The following is an 18,068-nucleotide window of genomic DNA, read 5'->3' on the forward strand; positions in this document are numbered from 1 at the left end:
GAGACCGGACGTGTCAAAGGCCAATGCGTGAACATTCGGGCATTCGAAGGTCTTCGCGAAGATACGAGAGTAAAACCTGCGGGAGGTATTCGAGCGGCGACCATCAAAGGCGCGGCCGAGCAACTGTTTCTGCGGGTGCAAGCACAGGCATGATGCCTAGTGCTACATGATCCTGTTTCTTTGTGTTTGCCGAGCGCGGCACGGGAGCCGCACCCGAACTGGGGAACACCTTGTTTAAGATCGCCAAAACCAATGCTGCCGCGCCTTTGATGCCCGGCTCGCTGGATTACAACAATCACAATCACGACATGTTGGCACAGTTTTCCGTCTCCGAAAGCTGGATCGGAGATTTCTCGACTGGCGTCATCAGGCTCGGAGAATGGAGCGCGATGCTACACGGCCTCTCGGCGCAGGAATGCGGCCTTTTGAGCCTGGTGCGCTGCTACGACGCCAAGGACCGCAACCATGTTCTGCAGCTCTTCGAACAGGCCGCGACGCTCTCTTCATCCTTCTGTTTTTCAACCACCATCGTCATGCCGAACGGCCTCCGCCAGCCACTCTTCTGCATGGGTGAATCCAACGGGCTGGAAGAAAAGTACAGCGGCAGCATGGTCGGCGTTTTCATCTTCCCGCGCTTCAAGCTCGAAGGTGCCAACCAGATCGCCAGCCGCCAGTAACTGGCCCGCAGGGGCATGGGAAAAGGCCGGTCCTGCGACCGGCCTTTTCCGTTTCAAGATTTTGTGTTCTGGTGCAGTTCCGAACCCAAAGCCGCGCTCAGGCCGGCTTCACCGGAATATTGAGGCCTTTCTCGCTCGCCGGACGGGCGATGCAGCGCTGCAACCAATCCATGACGGCAGGGAATTTCGCGTAATCCAGGATCTCGCGGCCGCCATAAAAGATGTCGGCGCCGCGAACCCATGGGAAGGTGGTGATATCGGCGATGGTATATTGATCGCCCATGATCCACTGGCGGCCCTGCAGGCGGCTTTCCAGCACGCCGAGCAGGCGCTTGGATTCGTCGCGATAGCGCTCCACCGGATAGGAGTTGTTGGCGACCTTGTCAGCGGCGAATTTGTGGAAATGGCCGAACTGGCCGAACATCGGGCCGATGCCGGCCATCTGGAAAAAGACCCACTGGATGGTTTCGTAGCGGCCGGCGGCATCAGCCGGGATCAGCTTGCCGGTCTTTTCCGCCAGATAGAGCAGAATGGCGCCCGACTCAAAAAGACCGATCGGTTTCCCGTCCGGACCGTTGGGATCGATAATTGCCGGGATTCTCCCGTTCGGATTCAGCGAGACGAATTCCGGCGTCTTCTGATCTGTGGTCGCGAAAGAGACATAATGGGATTCGTAGGGCAGAGCGAGCTCCTCCAGCGCCACCGATATCTTCACGCCATTCGGTGTCTGCAGAGAATAAAGCTGGATTACATCTGGATTTTTTGCCGGCCAGCGGCTGGTGATCGGAAATGCGGAAAGGTCGGCCATCAGGTTCTCCTTGGGTGAGGCGGCGACCATAGAAGACGCCTGCCCGGCAAGGCAAGCCATCTCATCGTTTCACATTAGTGAACAAACTGTCCGCTGGCGTTTATCTTTCCCTAACGCCAGAAAAAGGCGAAATAGGAGGCATTCGAGGTTTAACACGGTGCACGGGCATCAAGACCTCCAAAGTCGTTCAACGGAGCAACGTCCATGTCGAATACGAACAACGCCCTCATCCTTCTCGCCCGCATCCTCCTGTCCTTCATGTTCATCCTCGCCGGCTTCGGCAAGATAACCGACGCTGCCGGTACTGCAGGCATGATCGCCGGTGCCGGCCTGCCGGCCGCGACGCTGTTGGCCTATGTCGCTGGCCTCTTCGAACTGCTGGCCGGCCTTGCGGTTCTCACGGGCTTCCAAGTCCGCATCGTCGGCTGGCTGCTTGCCGGCTTCTGTGTCTTCACGGCCGTCGTCTTCCATCTGCCCTACGCAAGTGGTGCGGAACTCGTGAATATCCTCAACCAGATCATGGTCATGAAGAACATCACGCTGGCCGGCGCGTACATCCTGCTCGCCACCGTCGGTGCCGGCGCCTATTCGATCGACGCACGCCGCGGTCTGCAGGCCGTCGCTGCCCGCTAATTTCATCTCCTCCCAAACATGCAAAACCCGCCGTCTTCCGACGGCGGGTTTTGCATGTCCAGTAATACGATTCAGAGAACCGAGCGGACAGCCTCGATAATCGCCGCCACGGCGGGCATATCAGCATGGGCGTCCTTGCGGGCGCGCACCAAGCAGGCTTCCGAATGCAGGATGACGCCATCGGAGAGCACCTTGAGGTGGTTGGCGCGCAGGGTGGAGCCTGTCGAGGTAATATCGACGATAATATCGGCCGAACCAGAAGCGGGCGCTCCCTCCGTGGCGCCGAGGCTTTCGACGATGCGGTACAGTTGAATGCCGTGCTGACTGGAAAAGAACTGCTGCGTCAGGCGCCAATATTTCGTGGCGATCGCCAGCCGGCGGCCATGACGGGCGCGGAAATCGGCGGCGACATCCACCAGATCGGCCATGGTATCGACATCCAGCCAGATTTCCGGCACGGCGACGACGACATCGGCGTGGCCGAAGCCGAGCCGGGCGCAGAATTCGACCCGCTTGTCGGCTTCCGCCAGGCCTTCGCGCACGAGGTCTTCGCCGGTGACGCCGAAATCGATCGAGCCATTACCGAGTTCGCGGGAAATTTCCGAGGCCGAGAGGAAGGCGATCTCCACATCGTCCCAACCTTCGACGCGGCCGCGATAGGAGCGCTCGTTGCCGACGGCATGGATTTTCAGGCCGGCGCGCTCGAAGATTGCTGAGCAATCGTCCTTCATGCGGCCCTTGGAAGGAAGCGCAATGGTGATCGTCATGCGGCTGCCCTTTCGGTTTCGATACGGTCAAGCCAGAGCGAGAAGCCGACGGCGGGAATGCGGTCCTTGGCGCCGAGGAAGGTCATCAGTTTGTCAAAACGGCCGCCACCGGCCAGAACCGCAGAGGAGCCTTCAACCATCACCTCGAAGACGAGGCCGGTATAATAATCGAGTGGGCGACCGAAGGCAGCGCGGTATTCGATGAGGGAAAGATCGACACCGGCATTGGAGAGCGCCGCCACGCGGCCGTCGAAACGCGCCAGCGCATTGCCAAGCTTCAGTCCGGCCGCGTCGGCGAAATGCGAAAGAGCCGCGGAAGCATTGACGAGCGGCATGTTGAGCGAGAGGAACTGCTCCAGCACGTGGAAAGCGGCGTCATCCAGCCGGGTCTCGGAGAGGACGAGCTTTTCCTTGAGCCGCCGGGCAATTTCCTGCGGCGAGCGACTGGCATTGGTGGAATAGCCGGTCGCCTGCATCGTCTCGTCGATATAGGCAATCAGCGCCGTCTCGTCGTCCTGGCCGACGAGGCCAGCGACCTTGTCGTCTAGGCCGGTCACGAATTGCGGGCTGACGAGGCTTGCGAGCAGGCTCTCCAGCTGGACCATGTTTCCGAAGGCGTGGATCAGCCGCTTCTGCCAGCCGAGCGGCAGGCCGAGCGCCTGCACGACGGCCTCGAACACGGCCTGATCGCCGATCGTGACAGAGAGATGTCGGCCGGGCAGCAGGCATGAAAGTATGCCGACCGCATCGCCGATCGCGCGGGCATCGGCGCTGGCGAGATCGATATCGCCCAAGTCTTCGATGCCGGCCTGATAGAATTCGTTGCTGCCGTCACGGCGCTGGCGAAAGACTTCGCCGAGATAGGAGTAACGCTTCGGCGTGCCCGTCGCGCTCTCGATATGACGCAGGCAGACGGGAATGGTGAATTCCGGGCGCAGGCAGAGGCTGGCGCCGGTTTCGCTCTCCGTCATGAAGATGCGCCTGCGAAGATCCTCGCCGGCGATATCCAGAAAGGGTTCGGCAGGCTGGATGACCGGTGTGTCTATCCGCTCGGCCTTGCGGGCGGCGAATTCGTCGAGCAATTCGCCGGAGAAGTTCGGGAGGTTGATCAGAGGCATCGTTGTGCTCCTGGGTAAAGTCCCCTCCCCAACCCCTCCCCACAGGTGGGAGGGGCTAACTTGGAGCGCTCGCCCCACGACATCAGATTCGTTGAAGCGGAGGCAAACGTCGCCCTTGGCAGGCCAGTGCCGCAGTGAGCCCCTCCCCCTTGTGGGGAGGGGTTGGGGAGGGGTCTACTGCGCATTCGCAGCCCTCTTCCGGTCCTCCGCCTGGGCAGCGAGGATTTCCCTCACTTTGGCGACGAGATCGGCTTCCGCAACGGTCTCCTGCGCCACGCGCGCTTCGCGCCAGGTCGTGTTGTCCTCGATCTCGCCCGAGAGGCGCTTGCCTTCGATCAGATCCTTGATCTGGACGACGCCCTCAGCGCGCTCATCGCCACCCTGGATGATGGCGATCGGGCAGCCGCGGCGGTCGGCATATTTGAGCTGATTGCCGAACTTCTTCCAATTGCCCTGAAACATTTCAGCGCGGATGCCGGCTGCGCGAAGCTCCTGCGTGAAACGCTGGTAGCGGCCCATGGCCCCGACATCGCCTTCCATGACGGTGACCAGCACCGGCTCGATAATGTCCTGCTGGCCGAGCTTGCCGAGATTCTTCAGCGCGGTCATCAGGCGCGAGACGCCGATGGAAAAGCCGGTTGCCGGAACCGGCTGGCCCATGAAACGGGAAACGAGACCATCATAACGGCCACCGCCGCCGACGGAACCGAAGACGACCTTCTCGCCCTTTTCGTTGGTGACGTCGAAGAGCAGCTCGGCCTCATAGACCGGGCCAGTATAATATTCGAGGCCGCGCACGACAGAAGGATCGATCTTGATGCGATCGGACTGGTAGCCGGCGCTGGTGACGAGCGCGCCGATGAAATTCAGCTCCTCGACGCCTTCGACGCCCTTCTCCGTGCCGGCGACCAGTTCGGCGAGCTGGGCAGCACTTTCAGCATAATCCTTGATGCCGACGAAGAAGAGAACCTTCTCAATCTGGCTCTGGTCGAGGCCGGCGCCCTTGGTGAAATCGCCTGACTCATCCTTGCGGCCGGGGCCGAGCAGCAGGGCCACACCTTCGGGACCGAACTTGTCGAGCTTGTCGATGGCGCGCAATACGTTGAGGCGCTGGCCAGCCTTGTCGTCGCCGCCAAGGCCGATCGCCTCAAGCACGCCGTCCAGAACCTTGCGGTTGTTGACGCGGATGACATAGTCGCCGCGCTTGATACCGAGCGCTTCCAGCGTATCGGCCATCATCATACACATTTCGGCATCGGCCTGAACGCCCGGTGCACCGACGGTGTCGGCATCGAATTGCATGAACTGGCGGAAGCGGCCCGGACCCGGCTTCTCGTTGCGGAAGACGTAGCCGGCGCGATAGGTGCGGTAGGGAAGCTGGATTTCGTTGAAATTTTCGGCGACATGGCGGGCGAGCGGCGCCGTCAGGTCGTAACGCAGCGACATCCACTGCTCGTCATCATCCTGCAGCGAAAAGACGCCCTCGTTGGGGCGGTCGCTGTCCGGCAGGAACTTGCCGAGCGCATCGGTATATTCGAGCAGCGGCGTTTCCACCGGATCGAAACCATAATGCTCGTAGACCTCGCGGATCTTCGCAGTCATTTCGTTGACGGCGCGGAGATCGGCTGCGGAGCGGTCGACGAAGCCGCGCGGAAGGCGGGCCTTGAGCTTTTGCGGTTTCTTCTGCTTGTCGTTCATTTCGGGGGATTTCCACATATGTGACAGTGGCGGTTTCCTAGCGGATTGGGCGGGGAGCGGCAAGGGCAAGGGCCTTGATCTTGCGCCCGGAATCGATGGATCGATGCGGAAAGACCAGTCGTCAGGATATCGCCATGATCGCGGAAGCGCTTCAGTATCTCGCCACAGCAGCGCTTACCGGCAGCGCGCACCGCCGCTTCGTGGGCTCTTCAGTCAATCTCTGGTCGCGCGCCGGCCGCTGCAGCCGGCATTGGGCAACCCATGAGGCCAACAGCAAGGAGGCCATTCGCGCTGCGATATCAGGCCTCTCGCAACGGCGAACGGCTGTCGTGCTAGGCTCCGGATTGCTCCGGGACGTGCCGATCGAGCAGCTGGCGAGGAGCTTCGATACGGTGGTGCTCGTCGACCTCGTCCATCTGGCATCGGTACGCCTGCGGCTGAAGGGCAAACGCTATCGGAATGTGCGGCTGATCGAACGTGATCTCTCGGGCTATGACGACCTGGCGGCGGGGCGAGAGCCGGAGCCGCTCGGCTTCCTGCGCAGCGTGCCCTATCTCGATTTCGCCGTATCCGCCAACCTGCTCTCACAGATCGGCCGGGGCGTCAAACGGCGGTATGAGGCGGAAGCCTCCTCGAACATGCCCGCAGATACTGTGGAGCGTCTCATCGCGGCCCATATTCAGGGGCTGACAGACCTGCCCTGCCGGACCTGTCTGGTGACCGATATCTCCTACGCCGTCATTGATCGCACCGGCAAGGTGCATGAGGAAGCCGACCTGCTGCACGGTGTTAAGCCACCTGACGTGAAAGCTGGCTGGGACTGGCCCGTCGCGCCATTCGGTGAGGAAAGCCGCGACTACCAGATACTGCACAAGGTCATTGCGGCCTGTTGAGGTCCTTGGCTTTTCGCCTGCACCTGCCTATGTTTTTCCCCATGCGTGCTTTCGCCCTCATGACGATGTTCTTCGGCTGGCTCGTTTACAGCACCATGTCCGCATGGGCAGGTTGCCCTACCTGCGCGTCGATGGATATGGCAGTTCAGGCCGAAGCCGGCGCGGCGCATATCCACACCGATGGCATGGATATGGGCAGCATGATGTCGAGGCACGGCACGGCCACCAAAAACAATTCCGCCAAAGATCCTTGCGCCACGGGTGCCGCCCATATGCCACTCTGCGCCGCCTGCATGGTGGTACCGCCGGCCGATTTCATTGCCGGTGGCGGCAAGGCGGTTTTTGCATATCCGGCTCCGGCGCCCGACAGGGCATTGAGGGACAACAGGCCCGCACCGCAGGCGCCGCCTCCCCGCTTCGTCTGACCAACATTTTGCAGAACGGCAGCGGTTCGCTGCCATCGGAACCTATTGTCAGACAGAGGAAGGAATACTCGTGTCTCTGAAAATTATCCCCCTTTCCGTACTCGTCACCCTCGCTGCACCGGCCTTTGCCGAGGATATGTCGACGATGGACATGTCCAAGCACATGGGCGGCCATGGTCCGTCCAGCCAGGCCTTCACAGAGGCCAACGACAGGATGCACAAGGACATGATGATCGAACTGAGCGGCGATACCGACGTGGATTTTGTCCGCAGCATGATCCCGCACCATCAGGGCGCAATCGATATGGCGAAGATCGAGCTGCAATATGGAAAGGATCCCGAGATCCGCAAGCTAGCCGAAGGCGTCATCAAGGCACAGGAGGCGGAAATCGCCGAAATGAATGCCTGGCTGAAGAAGCACCCGAAGTAAGCCGTGGAATGCGAAGGCCGCCGTCGGAAGCGGCGGCCCTTTTGTTCCGGCCTGTTTTAATTAGGCCTTGGGCTCGAAATCGACCGGGCGGCGGCCGGCAGCCTGACGGGCAAGCATCCAGCCCGGATATTCCGGAGCAAGAGCGCTGACCTCATCGAGTCTCTTGATCTCCTCGGCATCGAGCTTCAGCTTGACGGCGGCGATGTTCTGGTCGAGCTGGTCGACACGCTTGGCGCCGATGATCACGGTCGTTACGAAAGGCTTGGCAAGGATATAGGCAAGCGCGACAGTGGCGACGCTCACGCCATGCTTTTCGGCGATTTCGCGCATGACGGCGACACAGGCCCAGGCCCGGTCCTTGTCGACAGGCGGGAAATCGAAATTGGCGCGGCGTCCCTCGCCATTGCCCGGTGCGCCCGGACCATATTTTCCGGAGAGCAGGCCGCCGGCGAGCGGCGACCAGACCATGAGGCCGAGCTTTTCTTCCTGCAGCAATGGCACGATATCGCGTTCGAGGTCGCGGCCCGCAATCGAATAATAGGCCTGGACGGTCTCGAAACGCGCATAATCCTTGCGCTCGGAAATGCCGAGCGCCTTGGCAATGCGCCAAGCCTGCCAGTTGGAAACGCCGACGTAACGCACCAGGCCGCGGGAAACGAGATCGTCGAGGGCGCGCAGCGTCTCGTCGATCGGGGTAACCGGATCGGTGGCATGGATCTGGTAGAGATCGATATGATCCGTCTGCAGGCGCTTCAGGCTCGCTTCGACCGAATCCATGATATGGCCGCGCGAGGCGCCGCGATCGTTCGGCCTGTCGCCCATGACGCCATAGACCTTGGTGGCGATGACGACATCCTTGCGCGGAACACCGATGTTCTTCAGTGCCTGGCCGAGCAGCCGCTCGGATTCACCGAAGGAATAGACATCAGCGGTATCGATGAAATTGACGCCTGCATCCAGCGAGCGCTGGACGATCTCATCGGCCGCCTTCTGGTCGACATCGGCGATGGCGCCCCAGGGGGTACCTTCCTTGGCTTCACCGAAAGTCATGGTGCCAAGGCAGATTTCAGAGACGAAAAGTCCGGTATTTCCGAGTTGATTGTAACGCATGTCGAGAAATTCCCTTGTGTCTGCCGCAATAGGGGCTTGCGGACTGCTGAACTCTATTTTTTGATTATTGGCCTGCGCGTAACAGGCACAGCCGGAGCTGGCTGCAAGGTGAGGCAAATTTCATGTAGGTCGCGAGCCGCGTTTTTCAACGGAACCCGGTTCCGTGCAGAGCAGTGGAAGCGCCCTTGTCTCGACACAGGCCAGGAATAGATTGCCCGCCACATTTTAAGAGGTGCGCATATGACGGCCCGACCATTGACGACGATCGGCTTCGATGCCGACGACACGCTCTGGCAGAACGAACATTATTATCGGCTGACGGAAGAGCATTTTACCAAGCTTCTTGCCGATTTCGCCGATGGAGCAAAGATTTCCGAACGCCTTCTCGAGGCAGAGAAACGCAACCTTGCCCATTACGGTTTCGGCATCAAAGGCTTCACGCTGTCGATGATCGAGACGGCGATCGAGATCACCGAAGGAAAGGTGCCGTCGAGCGTGATTGCCAAAATCCTCGATACTGGACGCGATCTTTTGTCCCATCCTGTCGAGACCCTGCCGCATGTGCGCGAGACGCTTGAGACGCTTGCCGGGAAGTATCTGCTGGTGCTGATCACCAAGGGCGACCTTTTCGATCAGGAGCGCAAGCTCGCCCAATCCGGACTTGGCGACTTCTTCGATGCCGTCGAGATCGTTTCGGACAAGACGGCGGTCACCTACCGGCGCATCTTCTCCAAGGTTGGGGATGGTCCGGAGCGGGCGATGATGGTCGGCAATTCGCTGAAGTCCGATATCGTGCCGGCCATTGCCGCCGGCAGCTACGGCGTCTTTGTGCCGCATGAACTGACCTGGGTCTTAGAGCGCGTCGAGGAGCCGAAGGATGCGCCGCGCTTCCGCAAGATCGTCCATCTCGGCGAACTTGGCGGGCTGATCGACGGGTTACATTAAGCTCGTTGTTCTCGCGCAATTCCGAACGCAAAACGGCTGCACACCTTTGCCGGAATTGCTGGCTTATTTCCGCTTCGGAAAGAGCGACGGCTGCTCCTGCTGGGCAGGTGCCGGTTGCGCCGGCTGGGGTGCTGCGGCAAGCGGTTCTATAAGAATACTATAGGGAGCACCCAGCCCGCGACGGGGAGAGACCTTGGAATAATAGGGACGCAGCAGCCAAGTGGCGTTTTCCTTGACCGTCGTCTCGTAGCTCGTGCCGTCCTCGTCGGTGCCGAAAAAAGCCTCATCATCGGGCTTCGACAGGTCGAAGATCGCGAGAAAAGCGAATTTGCTCTTCGTTTCGAAACTGATCTTCACGTGCTGGCCGGGTCGCACCGGCAGCGTATAGACATGGCTGTTGCCGAATTTGGTCCAGCCTTTCAGTTGCATGGTGACGGCCGGAAATTGCAGCTTTTCGAGCTTCTCGCCGGGATCGAGCTGCGGCGTCTGCGCAAGGGCAGCGGAGACGGAGAGCAAAAGAGCTGCGGCAACCGTGAGAGCCGATTTCATGGACGCACCAATGCTGCGCGCATCGCCTCCACTTCCGCGCGGCAGAAGCAGCCTTCGAGATGATCGTTGACGAGACCCATAGCCTGCATGAAGGCATAAACTGTGGTCGGTCCAACAAAGGTCCAGCCGCGCTTTTTCAAGTCCTTAGAAACCCTGACTGACGTAGCGGTCGTCGGGTTGGCGACGATATGCTCCCGGTCGACGATTGCAGGCCGATCCTCGGGGCGAGGCTCATAGCTCCAGAAATAGCGCGCTAGAGAGCCGAATTCGCTTCGCAGATCGATCGCGCGCCGGGCATTGTTGATCGTCGAGACGATCTTGCCGCGATGTCGGATAATACCGGCATCGGCAAGGCATCGGGCGATATCCTCGTCGCCGAAGCGCGCCACCTTCTCGAAATCGAACCCGGCGAAGGCAGCGCGGAAGTTCTCGCGCTTGCGCAGGATCGTCAGCCAGGAAAGACCGGACTGAAAACCCTCGAGACAGATCTTTTCGAAGAGCCTGATATCATCGGTGACAGGCCTGCCCCACTCCTCATCGTGGTAGCGCAGATAGTCGGGCAGATTCGCATGCCAGTGACAGCGGCTCTTGCCGTCCTCGCCGATGATGATGCCGCTCTCGCTCATGTTTTTATCTCGTTTTCCCCTGCGAATCCGGCTTTACCATTTGCAAACCTTCTTTCCAAACCGAACGGTAACCCTGACGAAAAGTTTATCCGGCCGTTCGTCTTTTAATGAATCCACATTTACCATTCGCTGGCGGACGCGGTGGCAGCATGACCGGAGGCGGATAATTCCGCCAGCCCATTTTCGGTCATTTGTAGAGAGTTCGTCCGATGATGAAACCCCTTGTTCTTGCCGCAGCCATGCTCGGTATTCTTTCCACGGCCGCCATTGCAGACGACCGCTACGCTACTCGTCCACCCGTAGTGCTGAGCCCCGATCTCACCGCCCCCTGGATCAACCAGCTCGGCGGCGGCCGGGTTCGTCCCGTCGTCTACCAGCGGCCGGTCGTCTACCAGCAGCGCGGCCTTTTCCAGCAGCGCCGGACGTACATCCAGCGCGCGCCGCAGCCGGCACCGCAGACGGTTTCGGCCATCCGCCCGGGCGTTCCGGTCATCCGCGGGCAGGTCGAGCCGCAGTTCCTGCCGCAGCTCGTCGATTACGATACCAAGGAAAAGCCCGGCACTATTGTCATCGATACCAATAATCGCTTCCTCTATCTCGTGACGGATGGCGGCAAGGCGCGCCGCTATGGCGTAGGCGTCGGAAAACCCGGCTTCGAATGGGCGGGCGCCCACAAGATCACCCGCAAATCGGAGTGGCCGGATTGGACGCCGCCCTCGGAAATGGTGAGCCGCGAAGCCGCCAAGGGCCATTATCTTCCCGCCCGCATGGATGGCGGCCCGGAAAATCCGCTCGGAGCCCGCGCCATGTATCTCGGTTCCACGCTTTATCGCATTCATGGCACGAATGCGCCCTGGACGATCGGCAGCGCCGTCTCCTCCGGCTGTATCCGCATGCGCAACGAGGACGTGGTCGACCTTTACGATCGCGTCAATATCGGCACCCGCGTGATCGTGATGTAAAAGCTGAATAACGGCCAGCGGACGGCGAGAACAGCCGTCCGCTGGACAACAAAAACCGTCTCCCTCACCTCTCCGACTTGAAATTCAAACCGATTTGAATAGCCTCTACGCGGTCCTGAAGGAGAGGGTATCGAAAATGAAGCAGATTTTTAGGCTCGCAGCGGCGGCTGCCGTTGCGCTGTCCTGTACGGTTGTGGCCGTTAGCGCGGAACCGGTGATGACGGCAACGGACGCAGTGCGCGGCGTCAAGCAGACCCGCGAGATCAAGCCACAGTTCCGCAAGCGTGTCGTCCGTCTTGCCACCAGCGAAAAGCCCGGCACCATTATCGTCGACACCAACAACAAGTTTCTCTACCTCGTCGAAGGCAATAACCGCGCCACGCGTTATGGCATCGGTGTCGGCCGCGACGGTTTCGGCTGGTCGGGTGTCGTGACGGTCGGACGTATGGCAGAATGGCCGAGCTGGACGCCGCCGGCAGAAATGCGCGCTCGTGAGGCCCGCGAGGGTCACAACCTTCCCGCCGTTCAGCCGGGCGGCCCGGACAATCCGCTCGGTGCACGCGCCATGTATCTCTACAAGGGCGGCCGCGACACGATCTTCCGCATTCACGGCACAAACCAGCCCTGGACGATCGGCCTCAACATGTCCTCCGGTTGCATCCGGATGATGAATGACGACGTGTCGCATCTTTACAATCGAGTCTCTGTCGGCACCAAGGTCGTCGTCGTCGGCCCCGGCAATAAGCAAGGCAATGTCGCCTTCCAGGACAAGGGCATTGATATCCTGCGCACTATGTTTGGCGGTTAAGCAACACTACATATGAAAAATGAAGGCGCAGCAGATGCGCCTTTTTCTTTTTTAAGATTGTGACACAGAATTCTGCCAAAGAATGGAAGTGATAGCCTTTCGGTACTTCGGGGATATTCAATGGCATATGCATCGCGTCTTTCCACCGTGCTTCTGGCGAGCGTTGCGTTTTCCGCACTTGCATCGGTGGCTGGCACGGCTTCGGCTGAAGATCTGGAGTTTTCTATTTACGGCGGCTACCAGACGGCGCCGCATAGCCACGTCGATGTTTCCGACGGCACGTCCTTCAGTGCCGGCTGGGAAGGCAAATCCTTCGGCAGTCCGCCCTATTACGGCGGCCGAGTCACCTGGTGGCTGGGCGACTTCAACCTGCCGAACTGGGGCGTGTCCCTCGACTACACCCATGACAAGGTCTATGCCGACGACGACACCATGGCGCGTTCCCCGGGATGGACGCATTTCGAATTCACCGACGGCCTGAACCTCCTAACGGTCAACGGCCTCTACCGATTCAAGGACCCGGTCCGCCGCTGGACCCCCTATCTCGGCGCCGGTGTCGGCGTGAATATTCCGCATGTCGAAGTCACCCGTCCCCAGGGCACGACTTTCGACTACGAATTCGGTGGCGTAACTTTCCAGGCGCAGGCGGGCGTCGACTTCCGCGTCACCGACAACTGGTCGACCTTCGTGGAATACAAGGGCACCTATTCGCGCGTCGACGTTCCGATCGACAGCGGCGATCGCCTGAAGACGAACATCGTGACCAACGCCGTCAACGTCGGTATTTCCTACCACTGGTGATCCGGAGCAATTCCAGCAAAAGTGTGCAGCGGTTTTGCGTCCGGAATTGCGTCAAACAAACAGATAGAACTGCGGGCCCTATTTGGTGCCGCAGCTCACTTTGCCTTCGACGACGAAGAAGCTTGTGCTGCCTTCGATGCGCAAGGCATAAGTGCCGCCGAAATTCGCCGCAGCCTCATCATGCTTGCCGGCGATCACCGCAAGATCCAGGGACTCGTGTTCGGCATCATCACCTTCGATCGTGAAGACTTCCAGACGCAGATCTCCATTGCGCGACCAGCGGTTCGTCAGATCCTTCGATTCGAGAATGCGCTTGCCGAAGCTCTTGGATTTACTGGCGTCCTTGAGCATCAGTGCGCCACGGAAATGGATCAGCTGGTGGCCGCCGCCGTCTTGAAAAGCGCTTTCGAGCGTGAACCGCACGTCCTTGTCGTCCGCAGAACAGAAATATCTGACGTCGGCGCGCGCCGCACCAGCTGCGCCGAGCAATACGGCAAGCACCATCAATCCACGCCACATGGTCAAAGCTCCTGAGATCGGCCCTGCGATCCATCAATGAATCGGCGTTCTCAGGCTAGCGGCAAATCCCTTAATTTTTCAGGCACAGCACCGCCGTAGGCCCAATCCAGAAGTTCGACGGTATGCAGGATCGGCGTGGCCGTACCAGACCCGATCTGGGTAATACAGCCGATATTGCCGGTGGCGATGATATCGGCCTTCGTCGCCTCGATGTTCTTGACCTTGCGGGCCTTGAGGGCTGCGGAAATGTCCGGCTGCATGATGTTGTAGGTGCCGGCCGAACCGCAGCAAAGATGGCCCTCGGCCGGATCGCGGACGGTAAAACCTGCCGCCTTGAGCAGGTGCTTCGGCGCCGTGGTGATCTTCTGGCCATGCTGCATGGAACAGGCAGAGTGATAAGCGACGGTTATGCCCTTCGGCATATGTGCTGGCAGATCGAGACCGGCCAGATATTCGGTGATGTCCTTGGCAAGCGCCGACACACGCGCCGCCTTGCCGGCATAGGCGGGATCGAGGCGCAGCATGTGACCGTAATCCTTGATCGTCGTGCCGCAGCCGGAGGCGGTGATGACGATCGCATCGAGGCCGCCAGCCTCGATCTCGCGGGTCCAGACATCGACATTGGCGCGGGCCGAGGCGAGAGCCTGCTCTTCGCGCCCCATATGATGGACGAGAGCGCCGCAGCAGGCCTCTCCCTCGGGGACGACGACCTCAACGCCAAGGCGCGTCAGCAGCCGGATGGTCGCCGCGTTGATGGCGGGATCAAGGACCGGCTGCGCGCAGCCGGTGAGGATCGCGACACGTCCGCGGCGCTCGCCCTGCGGCTCATGCCGGCCAGGGCGGGCAAAAGACGACGGCGCCGGAATACTGCGCGGCGCGAGCGCCAGCATGGCCGCGAACGGCTTCAGTGCTGCCCCGCGCATCAGGCCGGTAAAGGGACGGCCGATGCGGGCAAGCGCAAGTGCTGCGCGAAAACGGCCGGGATAGGGCAGCACCGCCGCCAGGACGGCGCGGGTTAGCCGGTTCATGAACGGCCGCTTATAGGTCTTCTCGATGTGAACCCGGGCATGGTCGACCAGATGCATGTAGTCGACGCCGGAGGGACAGGTGGTCGTGCAGGCAAGGCAGGAGAGACAGCGGTCGATATGGGTGACGACCTGCGTATCCGCCGCGCGGCCGTTTTCCAGCATGTCCTTGATGAGATAGATGCGCCCGCGCGGGCTGTCGAGTTCGTTGCCGAGGGTCACATAAGTCGGACAGGTGGCGGTGCAGAAGCCGCAATGCACGCATTTGCGCAGGATCTGCTCGGATTCTGCCACATGCGGATCGGCAAGCTGGGCAAGGGTGAAGTTGGTCTGCATTCACGCGATCTCCGCTATCCCCTTCGCCGCAGCGGGGAGAAGGTGGCCCGAAGGGTCCGGTGAAGGGCCGCACGGCACGCCGTCCGCTGCCCTTCCGCTCTCTCTGCGGGTGAGGCCCCCTCATCCGCCCTGCGGGCACCTTCTCCCCGCTGGGGCGAAGGGGGAGCAAGAGGCGCCATTGTGCGATTCATCAAGCGTCCATATTCCCGAGTAGGCATCTCCATCATCCCATCTTGCCGGGATTGAAGATTCCCGCCGGATCAAAACTCTGCTTTACCCGCCGCGACAGCAAGGCCACTGCTTCCTCCTCGGGATGGAACGCCGGTATCCCGGCCCTCGCTTCAGCCGACGCGCGGATCAGCGTCGCATGACCACCGCCGAGCGCCTTGACGAAGCGGCGGACGAGATCGGCCTCCGGGTCGGCTTCCATACGCATCCAGACGAGACCGCCCTGCCAGTCATAAAAAGCATCGACGCCGGCTTCCAGCCTCAAGGCCGCAACCAGCTGATGGCCGATACCAGGTGCCACCGAAACCCGCCAGACAGGCCGTGCAGTTCCATCGGCATAGGGCGCCACGTCACGGATCTCCTGCCACAGCTGGCGGCTTGCTGCCCGGTCGAGCCTGACGACCTGGCCGAAGGGCGCCATCGCCGACAGAAGCTTTGCCGCCCGCGAATCCACTGAGCTGGGCAGGCCTTCGATGCGCAGCACCGTCGCCTCTCCCTCCGGCAACTCGCCGCCGAGAAATTTCCAGGTCACCGTCAAAGGCAGGTGGGCAGCACCCGAAACCTCCACCGGCAAAGCCATGGCCGCCGCCATAGCATTTGCGGCCTCGGCATCATTGAGACCGGAGACAACGATTGTCTCCTCAGTCTTGGCACGCGGCGGCACGCGGAAGGTCACTTCGGTCAGGAAGCCGAGCGTGCCGTGCGAGCCAGACAGCAGCTTCACCAGATCGAGGCCTGTGACATTTTTCATCACTCGGCCGCCTGCCTTGATGATCTCGCCTTTGCCATTGACGAAACGAATGCCGAGCAGGCTATCGCGCGCAGCACCCGCCACGAAGCGGCGCGGCCCCGAGACATTGGCGGCGAAGACCCCGCCGATCGTAGGCTCGCCTGATGTGCCCATCAGTGCTCGATGATCCATGGGCTCGAAGGCGAGCATCTGGCCGTTTTCGGCAAGAGCGGCCGCGACGCCTGCAAGCGGCGTGCCCGCTTTCGCCGTCATTACCATCTCACCGGGATTGTAGGCGACGATACCGGACAGGCCAGTCGAGCGCAGGCGATCCTCCGCATTGACCGCATTGCCGAAACCCGAGCGCGTATCGCCGCCGCTGATGGCGAGCGCACGACCCTCTTGCGCATGTGCGCGGACGATCCCCGCGGCTTCTTCTTCGCTTGCCGGCACCAGATCGATCATGCGTCAGGACGCCCCTGGAGCGGGAAGACCTTGGAAGGGTTCAGCAGCCATTGCGGATCGAAGGCGGCGCGGGCCGCCATCTGCTGGGCAAGATCGGCCTCGGAATATTGATGACGCATCAGATCGCGTTTCTCGATGCCGACGCCATGCTCGCCGGTCAGGCAGCCGCCGGCATCGACGCAGAGCTTGAGGATATCGTTGCCGGCCGCTTCGGCCTTGGCGGCATCCTCGGGGTCGTTGGCATTGAAGAGGATCAGCGGATGCATGTTGCCGTCGCCGGCGTGGAAGACATTGGCGACGCGCAGCCCGTAACCGGCGACGATCTCGGACGTCCGCTGCAGCACATACGAAAGCTGGCTCAGCGGAACAGTACCATCCATGCAGATGTAATCGGCAATACGGCCGGTGGCGCCGAAGGCGGACTTGCGCCCTTTCCAGATCAGCGCCGCCTCGGTTGCCGACTGGCATTCGCGCACCGTCTTGACGCCATGGGTGCGGGCGATCCCGACGATGCTTTTCAGCATGTCGTCCATTTCCGCCTCCGATCCCTCGACCTCGACGATCAAGAGCGCGCCGACATCGAGCGGGTAGCCGGCATGAGCGAAGGCTTCGCAAATCTCGATCGCCGGCTTGTCCATGAATTCGATGGCGACGGGAATAATGCCGGCTGCGATGACATCGGCCACACAGCGGCCGGCCTCTTCGGAGCTTTCGAAACCGAAAAGCACCGGCCGGGCACCCTCCGGTTTGGCTATGAGACGCACCGTCGCTTCCGTGACGATGCCGAGCTGGCCCTCATGACCGCAGACGAGTCCGAGCAGATCGTAGCCCGCCGCATCCAGAGCCTTGCCGCCGAGCTCGATCGCCGTGCCATCGGTCAGCACCATCTTGACGCCGAGCAGGTTGTTGGTCGTGACACCATATTTCAGACAATGCGCACCACCGGAATTCATGCCGATATTGCCGCCGATGGTGCAGGCAAGCTGCGAGCTCGGGTCGGGCGCATAGAAGAAACCGTCCGCAGAGACGGCTTCGGAAATATTGAGATTGGTCACACCGGCCTGGACGACCGCGCAGCGATTGGCAAAGTCGATGTCGAGAATACGGTTCATCTTCGACAGGCCGAGCACGACGGCGTCTTCCTGCGGGATCGCCCCGCCCGAAAGCGAAGTGCCGGCACCGCGAGGAACGACCGGAATGCCGTAGCGATGACAGTATTTCATGACAGCAGCCACTTCCGCAGTCGAGCGCGGCAGGGCGACGGCGAGCGGCAGCCGGCGGTAGGAAACGAAGGCATCCGTCTCGAAGGGCACGAGCTCGCGCGCTTCGTGAATCAAGCATTCCGGCGGCAGGAGATCGACAAGATCGGCAACAATTTCCTTGCGGCGCACAAGAACGTCAGGGCGTGGAGCGAGAAACGAAATAGCGTCGGACATGGCGTTCTCCCTCGGCCAAAATGACGGAGACCGATGGCACTTCCTCCCTGTCACCGGTTCTTCGGGCTTAGCACTTTCC

The 18,068-nt window shown here is 60.9% G+C and carries 20 protein-coding genes; 9 read left to right on the forward strand and 11 right to left on the reverse strand.

Annotated features, from left to right (window positions below):
- Positions 1 to 230 precede the first annotated feature (230 nt).
- Positions 231 to 677, forward strand: coding sequence for a hypothetical protein (locus JNB85_RS04245; protein WP_220333160.1), 447 nt, complete (start codon positions 231 to 233; stop codon positions 675 to 677).
- A gap of 97 nt (positions 678 to 774) precedes the next feature.
- Here JNB85_RS04245 and JNB85_RS04250 read toward each other — a convergent pair whose 3' ends face one another.
- A complete protein-coding gene (locus tag JNB85_RS04250; protein WP_220333161.1) occupies positions 775 to 1,485 on the reverse strand; it encodes a glutathione binding-like protein in 711 nt (236 codons plus the stop codon).
- Positions 1,486 to 1,689: 204 nt separating this feature from the next.
- Between JNB85_RS04250 and JNB85_RS04255 the strand changes: the two genes are divergently transcribed.
- Positions 1,690 to 2,118 carry a DoxX family protein gene (locus JNB85_RS04255; RefSeq protein ID WP_220333162.1) on the forward strand — a complete coding sequence of 143 codons (429 nt, stop codon included), beginning with the start codon at positions 1,690 to 1,692 and terminating at the stop codon, positions 2,116 to 2,118.
- A gap of 71 nt (positions 2,119 to 2,189) precedes the next feature.
- Here JNB85_RS04255 and hisG read toward each other — a convergent pair whose 3' ends face one another.
- The 3 genes from hisG to hisS form a co-directional block, all read right to left on the reverse strand.
- Positions 2,190 to 2,885, reverse strand: coding sequence for an ATP phosphoribosyltransferase (gene hisG / locus JNB85_RS04260; protein ID WP_220333163.1), 696 nt, complete (start codon positions 2,883 to 2,885; stop codon positions 2,190 to 2,192).
- A complete protein-coding gene (locus JNB85_RS04265; protein WP_220333164.1) occupies positions 2,882 to 4,003 on the reverse strand; it encodes an ATP phosphoribosyltransferase regulatory subunit in 1,122 nt (373 codons plus the stop codon). Before JNB85_RS04265 ends, hisG begins: the two co-directional genes overlap by 4 nt.
- 174 nt (positions 4,004 to 4,177) lie before the next feature.
- Positions 4,178 to 5,701 (reverse strand): histidine--tRNA ligase, encoded by a 1,524-nt coding sequence (gene hisS / locus JNB85_RS04270; protein ID WP_220333165.1) that lies wholly within the window; start codon positions 5,699 to 5,701, stop codon positions 4,178 to 4,180.
- Positions 5,702 to 5,835: 134 nt separating this feature from the next.
- On the opposite strand from hisS, the gene JNB85_RS04275 reads away from it, so the two are divergent.
- From JNB85_RS04275 to copM, 3 genes are all read left to right on the forward strand, one after another.
- A complete protein-coding gene (locus tag JNB85_RS04275; protein ID WP_220333166.1) occupies positions 5,836 to 6,594 on the forward strand; it encodes a hypothetical protein in 759 nt (252 codons plus the stop codon).
- Between the two features lie 41 nt (positions 6,595 to 6,635).
- Entirely contained in the window at positions 6,636 to 7,019 is a 384-nt protein-coding gene (locus tag JNB85_RS04280; protein ID WP_220333167.1) for a hypothetical protein, read from the forward strand.
- Positions 7,020 to 7,089: 70 nt separating this feature from the next.
- A complete protein-coding gene (gene copM, locus JNB85_RS04285; protein ID WP_220333168.1) occupies positions 7,090 to 7,449 on the forward strand; it encodes a CopM family metallochaperone in 360 nt (119 codons plus the stop codon).
- A 60-nt stretch (positions 7,450 to 7,509) separates the two neighbouring features.
- Here the strand turns inward: copM and JNB85_RS04290 are convergent, their stop codons facing one another.
- Positions 7,510 to 8,559 (reverse strand): aldo/keto reductase, encoded by a 1,050-nt coding sequence (locus tag JNB85_RS04290; RefSeq protein WP_220333169.1) that lies wholly within the window; start codon positions 8,557 to 8,559, stop codon positions 7,510 to 7,512.
- 240 nt (positions 8,560 to 8,799) lie between these two features.
- Between JNB85_RS04290 and JNB85_RS04295 the strand changes: the two genes are divergently transcribed.
- Positions 8,800 to 9,504: an HAD family hydrolase gene (locus tag JNB85_RS04295; protein WP_220333170.1), complete on the forward strand. Its 705-nt coding sequence runs from the start codon at positions 8,800 to 8,802 to the stop codon at positions 9,502 to 9,504.
- Positions 9,505 to 9,567: 63 nt separating this feature from the next.
- Here JNB85_RS04295 and JNB85_RS04300 read toward each other — a convergent pair whose 3' ends face one another.
- Together JNB85_RS04300 and JNB85_RS04305 are read right to left on the reverse strand one after the other, a co-directional pair.
- Entirely contained in the window at positions 9,568 to 10,053 is a 486-nt protein-coding gene (locus tag JNB85_RS04300) for a hypothetical protein (RefSeq protein ID WP_220333171.1), read from the reverse strand.
- On the reverse strand, positions 10,050 to 10,679 hold the full coding sequence (locus tag JNB85_RS04305) for a DNA-3-methyladenine glycosylase I (RefSeq protein WP_220333172.1): 630 nt from the start codon (positions 10,677 to 10,679) through the stop codon (positions 10,050 to 10,052). Before JNB85_RS04305 ends, JNB85_RS04300 begins: the two co-directional genes overlap by 4 nt.
- Positions 10,680 to 10,888: 209 nt before the next feature.
- Here JNB85_RS04305 and JNB85_RS04310 point away from each other — a divergent pair, with 209 nt between their 5' ends.
- From JNB85_RS04310 to JNB85_RS04320, 3 genes are all read left to right on the forward strand, one after another.
- A complete protein-coding gene (locus JNB85_RS04310) occupies positions 10,889 to 11,641 on the forward strand; it encodes a L,D-transpeptidase (protein WP_220333173.1) in 753 nt (250 codons plus the stop codon).
- Positions 11,642 to 11,777: 136 nt separating this feature from the next.
- Positions 11,778 to 12,449 carry a L,D-transpeptidase gene (locus JNB85_RS04315; protein WP_220333174.1) on the forward strand — a complete coding sequence of 224 codons (672 nt, stop codon included), beginning with the start codon at positions 11,778 to 11,780 and terminating at the stop codon, positions 12,447 to 12,449.
- A gap of 120 nt (positions 12,450 to 12,569) precedes the next feature.
- Positions 12,570 to 13,250 (forward strand): outer membrane protein, encoded by a 681-nt coding sequence (locus JNB85_RS04320; protein WP_220333175.1) that lies wholly within the window; start codon positions 12,570 to 12,572, stop codon positions 13,248 to 13,250.
- Between the two features lie 78 nt (positions 13,251 to 13,328).
- Here JNB85_RS04320 and JNB85_RS04325 read toward each other — a convergent pair whose 3' ends face one another.
- The 4 genes from JNB85_RS04325 to JNB85_RS04340 all read right to left on the reverse strand — a co-directional run bounded on the left by JNB85_RS04325 (position 13,329) and on the right by JNB85_RS04340 (position 17,989).
- Positions 13,329 to 13,769, reverse strand: coding sequence for a hypothetical protein (locus tag JNB85_RS04325; protein ID WP_220333176.1), 441 nt, complete (start codon positions 13,767 to 13,769; stop codon positions 13,329 to 13,331).
- A gap of 50 nt (positions 13,770 to 13,819) precedes the next feature.
- Positions 13,820 to 15,130: a glycolate oxidase subunit GlcF gene (gene glcF, locus JNB85_RS04330; RefSeq protein ID WP_220333177.1), complete on the reverse strand. Its 1,311-nt coding sequence runs from the start codon at positions 15,128 to 15,130 to the stop codon at positions 13,820 to 13,822.
- Between the two features lie 223 nt (positions 15,131 to 15,353).
- Entirely contained in the window at positions 15,354 to 16,553 is a 1,200-nt protein-coding gene (locus JNB85_RS04335; RefSeq protein WP_220333178.1) for an FAD-binding protein, read from the reverse strand.
- On the reverse strand, positions 16,550 to 17,989 hold the full coding sequence (locus JNB85_RS04340; protein WP_220333179.1) for an FAD-linked oxidase C-terminal domain-containing protein: 1,440 nt from the start codon (positions 17,987 to 17,989) through the stop codon (positions 16,550 to 16,552). The genes JNB85_RS04335 and JNB85_RS04340 overlap by 4 nt, the downstream gene beginning before the upstream one ends.
- Positions 17,990 to 18,068: the final 79 nt, after the last annotated feature.

This window comes from Rhizobium mesosinicum, assembly GCF_019511345.1.
Taxonomy (GTDB): domain Bacteria; phylum Pseudomonadota; class Alphaproteobacteria; order Rhizobiales; family Rhizobiaceae; genus Rhizobium; species Rhizobium mesosinicum.